This is a genomic window from Massilia genomosp. 1 (genome assembly GCF_011682185.1).
Lineage (GTDB): Bacteria > Pseudomonadota > Gammaproteobacteria > Burkholderiales > Burkholderiaceae_D > Telluria_A > Telluria_A rubra.
This window is the reverse complement of the sequence record NZ_WHJF01000429.1, coordinates 1-379: the sequence shown is the minus strand read 5'-3', so window position 1 is coordinate 379 and position 379 is coordinate 1. Positions and strand designations below refer to the sequence as shown.

The following is a 379-nucleotide window of genomic DNA, read 5'->3' as shown; positions in this document are numbered from 1 at the left end:
CGCGTCCTTCAGCCAAGGTGTGTCAGGACCAGTGCGCCACCCGGTCAATTGCTTCGCCATGGCGACATAGCCGATGAACTTGTTACCGGCCTCATGATTTTCTTTTTGCATCGCCAACGCCTTGTTGTAGACGAATCGGCACGCGCCAGCGAAGCGGCGCATAGTGCGCTCTTGCTCGCCATCTGGCATCAGTTCGTATTGATAGGCTTGCAGTCGTTGCATGCTTCGATTATAGTTTGGTCTATGAGTCATTACAATGAAATTCGCCACGGAAGACACTGTGTTTTCCTCATGCACCTACATTTGGTCTTCGCAACAAAATACCGCCGTGAAGTCTTCACAAAAGAGATTCTTGACGACCTGCGGCCGATATGCTCCA

The 379-nt window shown here is 51.2% G+C and carries 2 protein-coding genes; one reads left to right on the top strand and one right to left on the bottom strand.

What is annotated here, in order from left to right; all coding sequences use genetic code 11:
- Positions 1 to 222, bottom strand: a 222-nt coding sequence (locus F1735_RS34370; protein WP_167241533.1) for a helix-turn-helix domain-containing protein, incomplete at its 3' end; no start/stop codon positions are given.
- 21 nt (positions 223 to 243) lie between these two features.
- On the opposite strand from F1735_RS34370, the gene F1735_RS37165 reads away from it, so the two are divergent.
- Positions 244 to 379, top strand: a 136-nt coding sequence (locus F1735_RS37165; protein WP_229506104.1) for a transposase, incomplete at its 3' end; no start/stop codon positions are given.